Raw genomic sequence first — 385 nt, forward strand, 5'->3', positions numbered from 1 at the left:
GAGCGTAATTCAAGCCCCTTCCCCCTTAACGCAAACAATTTAAGTAAAATTTATCAAATCATTAAAGCATCAATCCGAAAATATCAGAATTATAACCGTCCAGTATAAACCCAACGTGAATTTCTGCGCCTCTTAACTTACCCTTTCACGGCTAACGGCAAGGTGTAGAATTTAAACCCCTCCTGCTCAAACCCGCTCGCAAATGCCTGAAATTCCTCAAATTCGGCGCTGTTAAACTCCGCTCGCCAGATCGCGCCCCCCTCATTAAATTCGCGCTCAAAACTCAAATTTCGCTTTTCAAAATAGTGCTCAAAGCGCGAGCCCAGCGCGTATGGCGTAAAAAACACGCAAAGCGATTTTATCTCAAATTTAACCAGAGCGCCGC

General features: G+C 44.4%; 1 pseudogene. It reads right to left on the reverse strand.

What is annotated here, in order from left to right:
• Positions 1-137: 137 nt before the first annotated feature.
• Positions 138-385: pseudogene (locus tag H740_RS11955) on the reverse strand (YigZ family protein); the annotation flags it as partial.

The sequence above is a fragment of the Campylobacter showae CC57C genome, assembly GCF_000344295.2.
Taxonomy (GTDB): domain Bacteria; phylum Campylobacterota; class Campylobacteria; order Campylobacterales; family Campylobacteraceae; genus Campylobacter_A; species Campylobacter_A showae_B.